The sequence below is a fragment of the Halorubellus litoreus genome (genome assembly GCF_055378595.1).
The window spans coordinates 600,315-612,795 of sequence record NZ_AP043836.1 but is presented as its reverse complement, the minus strand read 5'-3'; the positions used below and the strand labels follow the sequence as shown (position 1 = coordinate 612,795).

At 67.9% G+C, this 12,481-nt stretch carries 10 protein-coding genes; 4 read left to right on the top strand and 6 right to left on the bottom strand.

The features are described from left to right. Window positions 1–399: a CopG family ribbon-helix-helix protein gene (locus tag ACZ48X_RS07315; RefSeq protein WP_336349774.1), complete on the top strand. Its 399-nt coding sequence runs from the start codon at window positions 1–3 to the stop codon at window positions 397–399. Between the two features lie 42 nt (window positions 400–441). Here ACZ48X_RS07315 and ACZ48X_RS07310 read toward each other — a convergent pair whose 3' ends face one another. The 6 genes from ACZ48X_RS07310 to ACZ48X_RS07285 all read right to left on the bottom strand — a co-directional run bounded on the left by ACZ48X_RS07310 (window position 442) and on the right by ACZ48X_RS07285 (window position 6,759). Next, complete coding sequence (locus ACZ48X_RS07310; RefSeq protein WP_336349775.1) at window positions 442–1,713, bottom strand: ABC transporter substrate-binding protein; 1,272 nt, start codon at window positions 1,711–1,713, stop codon at window positions 442–444. After that, entirely contained in the window at window positions 1,706–4,081 is a 2,376-nt protein-coding gene (locus ACZ48X_RS07305; protein ID WP_336349776.1) for a methyl-accepting chemotaxis protein, read from the bottom strand. The genes ACZ48X_RS07310 and ACZ48X_RS07305 overlap by 8 nt, the downstream gene beginning before the upstream one ends. A gap of 401 nt (window positions 4,082–4,482) precedes the next feature. Then, a complete protein-coding gene (locus ACZ48X_RS07300) occupies window positions 4,483–5,007 on the bottom strand; it encodes a PIN domain-containing protein (protein ID WP_336349777.1) in 525 nt (174 codons plus the stop codon). Next, window positions 5,008–5,328, bottom strand: a complete 321-nt coding sequence (locus ACZ48X_RS07295; protein WP_175480005.1) for a hypothetical protein — start codon at window positions 5,326–5,328, stop codon at window positions 5,008–5,010. It lies immediately after the preceding gene. A 175-nt stretch (window positions 5,329–5,503) separates the two neighbouring features. Continuing rightward, window positions 5,504–5,770, bottom strand: coding sequence for a chorismate mutase (locus ACZ48X_RS07290; protein ID WP_336351101.1), 267 nt, complete (start codon window positions 5,768–5,770; stop codon window positions 5,504–5,506). 101 nt (window positions 5,771–5,871) lie between these two features. After that, a complete protein-coding gene (locus ACZ48X_RS07285) occupies window positions 5,872–6,759 on the bottom strand; it encodes a shikimate kinase (protein WP_336349778.1) in 888 nt (295 codons plus the stop codon). 195 nt (window positions 6,760–6,954) lie between these two features. On the opposite strand from ACZ48X_RS07285, the gene ACZ48X_RS07280 reads away from it, so the two are divergent. The 3 genes from ACZ48X_RS07280 to ACZ48X_RS07270 all read left to right on the top strand — a co-directional run bounded on the left by ACZ48X_RS07280 (window position 6,955) and on the right by ACZ48X_RS07270 (window position 12,249). Then, window positions 6,955–7,689 (top strand): MBL fold metallo-hydrolase, encoded by a 735-nt coding sequence (locus ACZ48X_RS07280; RefSeq protein ID WP_336349779.1) that lies wholly within the window; start codon window positions 6,955–6,957, stop codon window positions 7,687–7,689. A 246-nt stretch (window positions 7,690–7,935) separates the two neighbouring features. Continuing rightward, window positions 7,936–11,475 carry an MMPL family transporter gene (locus ACZ48X_RS07275; protein WP_336351102.1) on the top strand — a complete coding sequence of 1,180 codons (3,540 nt, stop codon included), beginning with the start codon at window positions 7,936–7,938 and terminating at the stop codon, window positions 11,473–11,475. Then, window positions 11,476–12,249: a TrmB family transcriptional regulator gene (locus tag ACZ48X_RS07270; RefSeq protein WP_336349780.1), complete on the top strand. Its 774-nt coding sequence runs from the start codon at window positions 11,476–11,478 to the stop codon at window positions 12,247–12,249. Window positions 12,250–12,481: the final 232 nt, after the last annotated feature.

Below are 12,481 nucleotides of genomic sequence, written 5' to 3'. Positions count from 1 at the left end.
ATGCGGACGAGTTTCAACATCCCGGACGAGGTCGTCGCCGAGTTCGACCGCGTCTGGCAGGACGAGGGCATCGAGAACCGGTCGCGTGCCGTTCGGGAGGCGATGCTCGAGTACGTGGAATCGCACTCGCGCCTGGAGGCGACGACGGGCGAGGTCGTCGCGCTCGTCGGGTTCGACTACCGGCATCACGACGTCATCCGCGAACTCCACGGCGTCCAGCACGATTTCCAGAACGTCATCCTGAACACGAGCCACACGCACCAGGGCGAGTGGTGCCTGGAGTCGCTGTACTGTCGCGGCGACGCCGAACGCGTCCGCGACCTCGTCTACTCGCTCCGAGACTTCGACGCCGTCCGCCGCGTGAAGGTGATGGTCATCCGCGACGGCGACGAACACTGACCGAGCCCGCGAGTGGACCCGTGGGGCGAGGTCTCGCGGCCGTCACCCCGTGATGAAGTCCGTGAACTCGTACTGGTGGTCCTCGACCTCGAACACCTGGTAGAACCCCTGCGGGTCGCCGTTCTCGTCGAGGTCGAGCGGGCCGCTGACGCCCTCGTAGTTCACGTCCGCAGCCGTCCCGCCGTTCTGGAGGACGCGCTTCGCCTCCTCGAACGAGAACACCGTCTCGCCCTCCGGGCGCGTGACGTCGCGGACGACGTCCGATATCGCCGGGCCCGTGAACGACTCGGCGGCCTCGATCGCGATGGCGGCGAGCGTCACCGCGTCGTAGCTGTACGCCGCCCACACCGACGGGTCCTGCCCCCAGATGGAGCGGAACTCGTCGCTGAAGCGCTGGTAGCTCTCCTGCTCGACGGGCGCGCTCTGCGTGACGCCGACGAGGGACTCCTGGCTGCCCTCGGGCGTGTTCGCGAGCACGCTCTCCGCGAGCGTGCTCTCCGCACCGAAGTAATCCACCTCCTGGTGGTACCCGCGCTCGTACGCCTCCGTGACCATCGTCGCGAACTCGCTGCCGTACGTCACGAACAGCCACGCGTCCGCGCCCGACGCCCGCATCGCCTCCAACTCGTCCACGAACGACTCGCCGCCCTGCGGATGCGTGCCCTCGTACGCGATCTCGCCGTCGTACGCCGACCGGAACACCGACGACAGCGAGTTCCCGTACCCGTTCTCGATGGACGTCACCGCGACGCTCTCGTAGTCGCCGTCGGCGACGAGGTTCGCGAGCGCCGCACCGAGCGCGGTCCCACTCGGTGCCGTCCGGTTGAGCGCGGAGAGCTCCGAGAGCGCCGCGCTCGTCGAGTGCTGACTGATCTGGACGACGTCGCTCCCCGAGACCACGTCCTCGTGGATGGCCTGCGTGACGCCGCTCCCGATGCTCCCGACGAGCAGCGGCACCTCGACCTGGTCGACGAGACGTTCGGCGGCGTCCACGCCGCCCGCGGGCGTGCTGTCGTCGTTCTCCAGTTCGACGACGAGCGGGTCCGAGCCCTCGCCGATACCGACCGCGTTGATCGCGGTGAGCGCGTTCCGGAGGCCGCGCTCGTTCCGCCGGCCGAACGCCGCGAGCGACCCGGACTCGGACTGGATCATCCCGACCGTGTACTCCTCGCGACCGCTCGTATCGCCCGTGAGCGCGTTCCGGACGCCGCTGATGTCGAGACAACCGGCGGTCGCACCGAGCGCACCGGTGCCGGCGAGCGCGAGGAACCCGCGCCGCGTCCGCGCGGTCGACCGCGAGGACGACTCACGCATCGTCCTCACCTCCGAAGCCGCCGGGGCCACCATCTGGCGCGGTCGACGGGTCGTCGCCGGCGTCGAGCACGCTCGGCTCCGACTCGCCGCCAGCGTCGCTCGCTGGCGCAGTTGCGCCCACGTTGCCGTCCGCGTCCGCGGCCGTCTCGAACTGGTCGAGCGCCGCGGACAACTGTCCAGCCTGTTCCGCGAGCGTGCTCGCGGACTGACTGACCTCCGTGAGCGCCGTCGTCTGCTCCTCGGCGGCCGCCGCGACGTTCTCCGCCTCCGCGCTCGTCTCCTCGCCGATGGACGCGACGTCGTCGACCATCGCGACCGCCTGGTCCGTCGACGCCGCCTGCTGCTGGCTCGCCGCCGATATCTCCTGCACGCCGACGTTCGTCTCCTCCGTGTAGTCCGCGATGTCCTCCAGGGCGCCGACGGCCTCCGCGACCGCGTCCTTGTTCGCCGCGACGCGCTCGCGGGTCCCGTGCACGGTCTCGACGGCGTTCCCCGTCTGGGCCTGGATGCTCTCGAGGCGCTCCTCGATGTCCTCCGCCGCGTCCTTCGTGTCCGCCGCCAGCTCCTTGACCTCCTGCGCGACGACCGCGAACCCGCCACCGTCCTCACCGGCGGCGTCCGCACCGCCGCGACTTGCTTCGATGTTCGCGTTCAACGCCAGCATGTTCGTCTCCTTCGCGACGTCCTGGATGAACCCGAGGAGCTCGTCGACCTTCGCGATCTCGTCCTCGAGGCGCTCTATCTCCGCGACCGCCTCGTCGGACTCCGTCTCGATCGCTTCCATCCCCTCGATGGCCTCCTGTGCGGCCTCGCGGCCCTGCTTGCCCGCTTCGGCCGTCCGCTCGGCGACGTCGGCGACCTGGTTCGAGGACGCCGCGATCTCCTCGGTCGTCGTCGACAGGTCGTTCATCTCCTCGTTCATCACCTGGAGGCTCTCGCTCTGCCGGTCCGTCCCGTCACTGATCTCCTGGATGGACTCGGTGACCTGCTGGCTCGCAGAGCGCACCTCCTCGCTAGACGCCGTCACCTCCTCGCTCGCGGTCGCGACGTCCTCCGCGAACGCCTTCACCTCCGCGGTCGTCCGTTCGAGGTCGACGATCATCTCGTTGAACGCCTCCGCGATCTCCGCCATCGCCTCGTTGTCGGCGTCCGCGTCCATGCGTTCGGTGAGGTCGCCGTCGGCGACGGACTCCATGACGCGCCCGTACTCCGCGGCCTTCGCCTCGAGGTGCTCGTTCACGCGCTGCGTGCGTTCGCGCGCCGCCTCAGCGTTCTCCCGCGCTGTCTCCGCCTCCGTCAGCGTCGTCTTGAGTGACTCGCGCATGTTGTCGAAGCCGTCGTAGAGCCGGCCGATGTTGTCGATGCGTCGCGTCGACAGGTCGACGTCGAGGTCGCCGTCCTCCATCGCCTCGGTCTTCGCGGTGAGGCGGTCGATGGCGACCGCGGTGTTCCGTCCGAGGACCGCGCCGACGAGGCCGACGAGGAGCACGCCGACGAGCGTCGCCGCGGCGCCGTAGTCGCGGACGCGCTGCACGAACCCGTACGCCGCGCTCTCGGGCGTGTGAACGAGCACGACCCAGTCGGTGTTCCGGACCTGCGCGAACCCGACGACCGCGCGCTCGCTCGTCGGCAGCGGGTACGACTGGCTGCCCAGCAAGCCGGCGGTCGCGACCGTCGTCGTGCCGGGGTTCGTCGGCCCGCCGCTGCGCGCCTGTGCGAGCGGCCCGCCGTTGTCGTAGCTCGCGAGCAGTTCGCCGTTGTACTCGTCGGCCATCACGCGGTCGTTCCCGTCGACGACCATCGTCACGCCGCTCCGCGTCGTACTCTGGAGGTTCACGGCGTACGCGTGCATGTTCACCGTGTAGACGATCGCGTGGTCCGAGTCCTCGTGCACCTGCTTCGTGTACGCGACCAGCGGGAGCGGGACGTCACCGAGCGTGCGCTCGTACGGCTCGGAGACGGTGACGCTCGCCGCCGGGTCCGCCGCGGTCTCCGACCACGGTTCGCCGATGCTGGAGAGGTCGCGGCCGACGGCGTCGTCGGTCGTGCTCGCGACGACCTCGCCCGAGGAGACGTTCACGTAGTGTATCGCCTGCGCCCCCACGGGTAGTTCGAGGAGGCGACTCGAGATGGCGGACTGGATGCGCTCGCGGTCGCCGCTCGCGACGGGCGCGGACCGCGACAGCATGTCCACCGTCAGTTCGTTGTTGTCGTTCCACGTCTCGAGCTTCTCGGCCTCCTGTGCGGCGAGCGTGGCGTAGTCCTCGTCCGTGCGCTGTTCGACGTCCTCCTGGATGAGTGCGGTGCCGACGAACCCGACCAGCCCCACCGAGAGGCCGAGGACGAGCAACGCGATGCCGAACTTCACCGCGTAGTTCCGACGTATAACGTTCGGTACCAACCCCCGTATCCCTACCATGAGCGCATCACGCGAGAGTTCAACCATAATGACAGGGGGCCCATGGTAGGGGCCGTCACTAAATTCCTAATGGCGGGACGAAAGTTTACACTCAAACCACCCTGAAACGCCCCACAGTGGCGGTCTCAGCGGTCGCGGCCGTGACAGAAGACCGCAATTCCGAACGGCATCGACCCCAGACCAATACGCATCAAAATTCGGATCGGTCTGGAGGTGTCACCGAGAGCACGCCCGCAGCGCACTCACCGACTCTCGCGCTGCTCGACCTTGTTCAACTCGGAGAATTTCACCATTTGGCGGTTGAATACTGGAGGTAGAACGACAACCTACGGGTCGCAAATCCAATCAAGTCACCCATTCTCGCGTTGCTGTCGAAGCGTGGCCTTTGCACGTTCTACGTAGGAGTTCGTCGACCAGCTGCGGGCATCACTCATCTCAGCCAACAACCCCTCAGCAGTGTCGGGTGAAATCGCATCGTTGCGAACCAGCGCAGTGAGGAGGATGGGCGTCGTGACGAGGCGGGTCTCGGCTAGCGAGGCGTGGACGAGCGCAAGTCGATTGAATTCGTCGCAGAGCAGTTGTACGGCATCGATATCGTTCGCCAGCGTGACCGCCGTGTTCTCGCCATCGTCCAGGGGGAACGTCTCGTCCAGTTCGACGGAACGAGTCTCGAACGCAGAGCGACGGTCGAGAACCGCCTGTGCCGCCTCACCGGATGCGTCGTCGTAGGACGCAGTCTCGGTGAGTTCGTCGATGACCTGCTCTGGGACGACCACGGTGTGCGAATCAAGGAGGAGGTCGAGTGGATTCGCTGAGTCCCCTGCCACTGTCCCGAGGCTTACGAGAGCCGACGTGTCGGCGACTATCAGACCCATCTACGAGTCGGCCAGCTCCTCCGCGACCTCGTCCACGAATTCGTCGGTCAGTTGCTCCTTCAGCAGTCGGAAGTTGGCGGCTTCCTCGTGCCCGACGAGGTCTTTCAGTTCCTCGAACGTGATGTCGTCGTCGTAGAAGGCCTCCGCGATCTCCTGTTTCACCTCGTCGGAGTGCGCGGCGTCCCGCAGGTAGTCCCGAAGCGCGGAGATGAGGATGTCCGTCCGATCCGTCTCGAACACCGCAGCGAGCGCGTCGGCCCGGTCTACCAGCCCCCTCGGTGCACGGAACTGGACGCGCTTTTTCTTGGACTCGGAACTCATGTGTGTACATTGTGAGTGTAGGAGTAAAACGCTTGCCCCCCGTCACTACCACATCCTTCGGAGCCACCGAAACTGGACATGGTGTTTTCCATCGAGCCTGAATCGAAAGAACAACTACCGGCAGAGAATTTTGCAACCCGCACCGCAATAGAAGCCTTGAAACGGTTGAATTCAGCTATCTGCTCTCTCTTTGTTCAACTTTGTTCAGTTCGATGAGCAGTCTGAAGATGGCCTTGACGAGGTTGGCGTCGACGTCGTACTGTTCGGCGTTCTCGCCGGCGCGGTCCATGACGCGCTGCTCCTGTTCCTCGTCGGTCGTCGGAAGGTCCTTCTCGTCTTTGACCTGCGCGATGGTGTCGGCAACGTACGTCCGCCTGGCGATGAGTTCGACGAGGTCGTGGTCGATGCCCCGTATCTCGTCGCGGAGTTCGTCGAGACTCATCTCGTCGGGCGCCGGGATGGCGCCGTCGCCGGCGTCGCCGGTGCCGCGGTCGTCGTGTCTCGAATCGTCGCGTTCGTCGTCGGTGTGGCTGGGTTCTCGTGTCATAGGATGCGTGCGCCGTCGCTGCGGGTGGTGGTGCGCCAGACGTCGCCGTCGCGCTCGCGCCAGCGAGCTTCGACCCGTTCTCGGTCGTCGCCGTCGTCGGGGTCGAAGACGGCGACGTAGCTCGGGCCGGTCCCGGAGAGGCTCGCGCCCGTGGCGTGGGGGAGCGCGTCGACGATGGGGGCGGGCGGGAACTCGAGGGCGGCGGTGAACGCGAGGCCGTTGACGGTCATGGCGCGGCCGTACTCGCCCGTTGCGGCGAGGTCGTCGACGAGGGCGGCCATGGGGGCGACGCGCTCGCAGCGCGAGACGTCCGCGTCGGCGCTGTACGCGCGCTCCGGTGGCGTCCAGACGAGGACCGACCAGTCGACGTCGTCGTGCGCGAGGAGTTCGTCCGCGGTGTTGTCGGTGCGGGTGAGGCCGCCGAGCATGCTCGCGCTCGCGTCGTCGAACGCGCCCGTGACGGTGACGCCGGCGTCGCGGGCGGCCTGCACGCCGAGTCGGCACGCGTCGAGCGGGTCCGGGTCGGCGTCGAGCGCGCTCGCGGTGGCGAGCACGGTCGCGTTCGCGGCGGCGCTCGAGGACTTCAGTCCGGCCGCCATCGGCACGTCGCTCTCCGTGCGGACCTCGCCGCCGACCGTGGCGGGGTCGACGTCGGCGTCGCCGGCCCAGCGGTCGAGTGCGAGTTCGACGCAGCGTTCGACGAGCGCGGTGTCCGCGTCGGGCGCGCCCGCGACCGTGCCCGTCACCGACGCGTCGGCGCCCGCGTCGGCGTCGAGCGCGACGGACGCGGTGGTGTCGGCGTCGATGGCGAACGCCGAGCCGACCCCGGTCGCGAGCGCGTTCAGGACGGTTCCCGCCGCCGGTGCCGTGGCACGACCCTGCATACCCGTCCCGAATCCGAGGACGTACTTGGGGGTTGTGGTGCGTGCGATACCCGCCGACACTCCGCGGTGGCGGTGCGTGCGATACCCGCCGACACTCCGCGCCCGCCGCCGTTCCGTCACCGCGGATTCGCCATCCCGGGAATCCGGCGACCGCGAGGCGACCGATTCATCCCGCTGGCCGCCCGACGGGTCGGTATGCGCGTCACCTTCCTCGGCACGGGGAGCGCGATGCCGCTCGCCGACCGACACCAGACCGGGTTACTCGTCGACGAAGGCGGCCGGTACCTGCTCGTCGACTGCGGCGCGGGCGTCCTGCATCGACTCGAGGAGACCGGCGTCGGCGCGGAGAACGTGTCGACGGTCCTCCTCACGCATCACCACCTCGACCACGTCTCGGACCTCATGGCGCTGTTGAAGGCGCGCTGGCTCGCGGGCGAGGAGCACCTCGAGGTCGTCGGGCCGCGCGGGACGAAGGCGCTCGTCGACGGCCTGCTCGACGTTCACGACTACCTCGACGGGCGCGTCGACCTCTCGGTCCGCGAGGTCGGTGAGCAGTCCTTCGAGATCGCCGGCTTCGAGGTCGAGGCGCATCGCACAGAGCACTCCAAGGAGTGCCTCGCGTACCGGTTCGACGACCGGTTCGCGTTCTCCGGTGACGGCGAGGCGACCGAGGCGCTGGCGTCGTTCGCGGACGAGGTGGCGGTGTTCGCGCACGACTGCTCGTTCCCGGACAGCGTCGACGTCGACAACCACCCGACGCCGAGCCAGCTCGGCGAGGCGCTCGCCGGCCACGAGTACGGGCGCGTCTACCTCACGCACCTCTACCCGCATACCGAGGACAAGCACGAGGAGATGCTCGCGTCGATCGAACGCGGGTACGATGGGGACGTCAGGTTCGCCGAGGACATGCTCTCGGTCACCATCGACTGACGCGGGCGCTCCTCGAAAGCGGCCGCGGCGTTCTTTGCTGGAGTGTTCACCTCCAGCGGACGCTCCGGGGACGCCGTCGGAGATCGCCACCGGTTTAGAACAATCGGCGGGTTGTCCTGCGTTTCTTCACGTCGGTACGAACAAGTTTATGAACGACTGCCTGTTAGTAGGCGAGTAACAACACAACTGTCGTATGTTCAGTACACACAGTAAACTCGACGTCGGAGGTCGGTCCACGTGAGCGCCATGGACCGCCTCGCGGATGGTATCGCAGGGCACACGAAGGTCGTCATCGTCGCGCTCTTGCTCGTGACCGCCGGCCTCGGCTCGCAGGCCGGTGCCGTCGAGTCCGACTCCGGTCTCGACCAGTTCAACAGCGAGAGCGACGCCGCCAACGCCTCCGAGTACATCACCGAGACGTTCGTCGCGGACAACACGAGCACTACGAGCGTCCAGGTGATCGTCCGGAGCGAGTCGAAGAACGGGAACGTCCTCTCCAGGGAGTCGCTGTTGGCGTCGCTCAGATACCAACAGGAACTCCGGTCGAACGAGACGATAAACGGGACGCTCGCCGGCGACCAGGGCCTGTTCGGCGTCTCGAACCTCGTCGCCATCACCGCCATCCAGCAGGAGAAAGCCGGTGAACTCCAGGCTCGCGGCGCGGAACTGCAGGCGCGCTCGGAAGCGCTCAACGAGAGCCGCGCCGAGCTCGAAGCACGTGGCGAGGCGCTCAACGAGACCGGCGAGCGCCTCAAGGGCGCGCTCGACACGCTCCGCGCGAACCCGAACGCGAGCATCCGAACGCAGTTCGAGCAGGTGAACGCGAACACGAGCGTCGAACTCGGGAGCGACGACTACGCGGCGTTCGAACGCGCCGCCACGCAGCTCCGCGCGAACACCACGGCGGTCCAGACCACGGTTCGGTCGGGCACCCAGCAGGTGCTCGCCGACGAGTTCCGCGCACTCCAGGCGCGCCAGGTCACGCTGACGAACACCAGCGAGCGGCTCCGCGGTGCCCTCACCGTCCTCCGCGAGGACCCGAACGCGGACGTCCGCACGCAGTTCGACCAGGTCGAGGCGAACACCACGGTCGAGTTCGACGCACAGGACTACGCCATCTTCGAGGACGCCGCACAGCGCCTCCGGAACGCCTCGAGCGAACGACAGGTCCAGGGCGCGTACCGCCAGGGCACGCAGGGCGTCCTCAGCGACCAGCTGGGGGCGCTCGCGAACCGCTCCGATCGCGTGAACGCGACCGCCGCGGCACTCGGTGAGGCGATGACGACCGCGGCGAGCGACCCGAACGTCACCGCTCGCAGCCAGTACGACGCCGTCGTCGCGAACTCGACCGTCGAGTTCGAGGACGGCGACTTCGCCGCGTTCGAAGCGACCGTCGAGGACGTCAGCCCGCTGCTCGCGGCCGTCGAACGGAACTACCTCGCCGGCACGCAGGGCGTCCTCCGCGACGAATCCCAGGCGCTCCAGGAGCAAGCCGAGACCCTCAAAGCGGAGGGCGAAGCGCTCCAGGAGGCGTTCGCCGAGTTCCAGGAACGCCGACAGGCGCTCCAGGACGGCGGAACGCCGTCGCTCGACGCGCAGATAGACAAGCTCGAGTCGATGAACGCGACGCAGGTCGAGGACACCGCCGAGGTCGTCCTCAGCGAGGGCGACGGTCCGCTCGCCGGGCAGGCGCTCGGGTTGATGCCCCAGGACTTCGAGCCGGGGTCGACGAGCGCGAACGCGCGGATGCTCATCGGCGTCCTCGAGACGTCCTCCAGTAGCGCCGCGTCGAACGCGCAGACCGTCAGCGGGACCGTGACGCAGGTCCAGCTCGAGATGCAGGACGTCGCACAGGCGGGCTCGACCGGGAGCGACGACGAGGAGTACATCGTCTTCGGGTTCGGCGTCATCTCCCAGGAGATCGACCAGTCGCTCACGGACTCCGTGAACATCGTCGCGCCGATGGCGCTGCTGTTCGTGCTGTTGACGCTGATGGTCGCGTACCGCGACTTCCTCGACATCGTCCTCGGGCTGTTCGGCATCATCGCCGTCCTCCTGTGGACGTTCGGGTTCATGGGAATCGCCGGGGTGTCGTTCAACCAGATCATGATCGCGGTCCCGGTGCTCCTCATCGGGTTGAGTATCGACTACGCGATACACATCTTCATGCGGCATCGGGAGGCGCGCACTGACGAGAACACGGTCGACGACGTCCGTGGCTCGATGGGTGCGGCGCTCGGCGGCGTCGGCCTCGCGCTGACGTGGGTGACGGCGACGACCGTCATCGGGTTCCTCTCGAACCTCACGAGCCCGCTCCCGCCCATCCAGGACTTCGGTATCGTGTCCTCGGTCGGTATCCTCGCGGCGCTCGCGGTGTTCGGCGCGCTCATCCCGGCGTTGAAGATCGAAGCCGACGGCTTCCTCGAGAACCGCCTCGGGCTCGACCGCACGAAGCGCGCGTTCGGGACCGGCGGCGGCCGGTTCTCGCAGGTGCTCTCGCTCGGCGGAACGGCCGCCCGGAAGGCGCCCGCGGTCGTCATCGCGGTCGCGCTCGTCATCTCCATCGCCGGTGGCGTCGGCGCGACCCAGGTCAGTACCGAGTTCAGTCAGGAGAGCTTCATCGCGGACGAACCCGCCGAGTGGCTGTACGAGCTCCCGGAGCCGTTCACGCCCGGCGAGTACTCCGCGAAGGCGAACCTCGACTACGTGAACGAGAACTTCCAGCGCGAGGACTCCCAGGCGCAGATACTCGTCAGGGCGAACGACTCGGCGTCACTCGACACTGCGGAGACGTTCGCGCGGCTGAACGAGACCGAGACGGGGCTCTCCGAGATGGACACCGCGTTCACGGGGAGTAGCGGCGACGTGGCGACCCGGTCGGTGCTGTCGGTGATGCGGTCGACCGCGGCGACGAACGCGTCGTTCAACGAGACGTTCTGGGCGGCGGACACCGACGGTGACGGGACGCCGGACGAGAACGTCACGGGCGTCCTCTCCGCGCTGTTCCGCGTGAACGAGGACGAAGCAAGCGAGTACGTGCATCGCGTCGAGACCGACGACGGCTACCGGTACGAGTCGATGCGGCTCGTCGTCCCCATCGAAGGCGGCGCGGACACCGGGGACGTCACCACGCAGCTCCGCGACGTCGCGACGATCATGAACGGCGACGGGACGCGCGCGACCGCGACCGGCAGTCCGGTCGTGAACGAGATCGTGCAGCGCGAACTCCTCGACACCGTCATCCAGAGCCTCATCATCACGCTCATCGCGGTGTTCGCGTTCCTCATGATCGCGTACCGCATCCAGGAGGGGAGTGCCGCGCTCGGCGCGTTCACGCTCCTCCCGGTCGCACTGAGCGTGTCGTGGATCCTCGGGACGATGTACGCCATCGGGATGCCGTTCAACGTCCTGACGGGGATGATAACGAGCCTCACCGTCGGGCTCGGGGTGGCGTACTCCATCCACATCAGCGAACGGTTCAATCTCGAACTGGAACGCACCGGGAACGTCTGGACGGCGATGGACCGCACCATCACCGGCACCGGCGGTGCGCTCCTCGGGTCCGCGGCGACGACCGTCGGCGGGTTCGGGACGCTCGCGTTCGCGATCTTCCCGGCGCTCCAGCAGTTCGGCGTCATCACGGGGATGACGATCATCTACGCGTTCCTCGCGAGCGTGCTCGTCCTCCCGAGCCTGCTCGTGGTGTGGGTGAAGTACTTCGGGCCGGAGGCGGACTTCTCCGCGGAGCCGGCCGCCGCGGAAGCACCGGTCGGAGGTGACGACTGAATGCAGGAGGGAGACGCCATCGAGTCCCTGGAACGCCTCGGCCTCACGTCGTACGAGGCGAAGGTGTTCATCGCGCTCCAGAAGCTCGGGTCGGGGACGGCGCGCGAGGTCTCGCGCGTCGCGGACGTTCCGCGGTCGCAGGTCTACAGCGTCACGGAGGGCCTGGAGGACCGTGGGCTCGTCGAGGTCCAGCAGTCGAGCCCGATGCAGTACCGGCCCGTGAGCATCGAGGAAGCCCGGAAGACGCTCCGGGAGCGCTTCGAGACGGAGTCCGACCGCGCGTTCGAGTACGTCGAGAGCGTGCGGAACGAACGCGGCGGGGAGCGCGAGGAACAGGAGGCGATCTGGACGCTCTCCGGGCACGACCACGTCGCGGAGCGCGCGGCGGAACTCGTCCGGAACGCCGAAGAGGCGGTGGTGTTCGCCGCGCGGACGCCCGACCTCGTGACCGAGGACATCGCGGCGGCGCTCCGGGAAGCCACGACGGAGGGCGTCACCGTTCGCGTGGTGAGCGTGAACCCGGCCGTCCGCGAGCTGTTCGAGGCGGACGCGAGCATCGCGACGATGGATACCGCCGAGCCCGCGGTGGACGACGAACGAACCGGGCGCGCGGTGCTCGCGGACGGGAACGTCGTCCTGATGAGCGTGCTCGGTGACCGCGACGACATCCCCGAACTCACGACGGAGACCGCGTTCTGGACGGCGCGCACGAACTTCGCGACCGTCCTCCACGAACTCGCGATGAACTCCATCTCGCCGCGCGAGATCGCCTGACTGCGGCGCGGCGGCGCGGCTGCGAGCCGTCCCTGTGCAGGGGTCTTCTGCAGGAATCGCGACGACCGAGAGCGGGAGCGGTCGCGCCGAGTGATACTGCCGGGTGCGCGCCGATAGGCGAACGTGAGCCTACCCAGGGGGTGGTAGGTTCGAGGTGTGGGGAGTGAGTGGGGGGAGAGGGAGGGCGTTCGGATTCGGGGACCGTCGTCGACCGCTATGGCTGCGACGACGA

Excerpts from the sequence above, each read along its gene's own strand:
- ACZ48X_RS07270 (WP_336349780.1), top strand. The coding sequence starts at position 11,476 with ATGCAGGAGGGAGACGCCATCGAGTCCCTGGAACGCCTCGGCCTCACG.
- ACZ48X_RS07300 (WP_336349777.1), bottom strand. The coding sequence starts at position 5,007 with ATGGGTCTGATAGTCGCCGACACGTCGGCTCTCGTAAGCCTCGGGACA.
- ACZ48X_RS07285 (WP_336349778.1), bottom strand. The coding sequence starts at position 6,759 with ATGCAGGGTCGTGCCACGGCACCGGCGGCGGGAACCGTCCTGAACGCG.
- ACZ48X_RS07315 (WP_336349774.1), top strand. The coding sequence starts at position 1 with ATGCGGACGAGTTTCAACATCCCGGACGAGGTCGTCGCCGAGTTCGAC.
- ACZ48X_RS07310 (WP_336349775.1), bottom strand. The coding sequence starts at position 1,713 with ATGCGTGAGTCGTCCTCGCGGTCGACCGCGCGGACGCGGCGCGGGTTC.
- ACZ48X_RS07290 (WP_336351101.1), bottom strand. The coding sequence starts at position 5,770 with ATGAGTCTCGACGAACTCCGCGACGAGATACGGGGCATCGACCACGAC.
- ACZ48X_RS07275 (WP_336351102.1), top strand. The coding sequence starts at position 7,936 with ATGGACCGCCTCGCGGATGGTATCGCAGGGCACACGAAGGTCGTCATC.
- ACZ48X_RS07295 (WP_175480005.1), bottom strand. The coding sequence starts at position 5,328 with ATGAGTTCCGAGTCCAAGAAAAAGCGCGTCCAGTTCCGTGCACCGAGG.
- ACZ48X_RS07280 (WP_336349779.1), top strand. The coding sequence starts at position 6,955 with ATGCGCGTCACCTTCCTCGGCACGGGGAGCGCGATGCCGCTCGCCGAC.